General features: G+C 45.6%; 1 protein-coding gene. It reads right to left on the reverse strand.

All coding sequences use genetic code 11. The annotated features are described in order from the left end of the window. On the reverse strand, nt 1-226 hold a 226-nt coding region (locus AB4512_RS24220), incomplete at both ends, for a LysE family transporter (RefSeq protein ID WP_372176037.1).

A 226-nucleotide genomic window follows, 5' to 3' on the forward strand; every position in this document is an offset into this window, starting at 1 on the left:
CCTATGGATCCAAGAATCACTACAGTATCTAAATAAAGATGCGGGTTTAATACGGTTACTGCCAATGCACCTAAAACAACGGTGCGCTTACCGCGAGCCAGTATCTCTCCCTTTGATTCATCACTGGTGTGCGTTCTGAACGCACTGCGCAATGACAATAAACCATAAACGGTTAGGAATGCGATACCACCCAGTGTCACTGAGGTGAGCAGTAATTCATTTTGCG

Origin of the sequence: Vibrio sp. 10N.222.52.B7 (assembly GCF_041474275.1) — a bacterium.
GTDB classification, from domain to species: Bacteria; Pseudomonadota; Gammaproteobacteria; order Enterobacterales; family Vibrionaceae; genus Vibrio; species Vibrio crassostreae_C.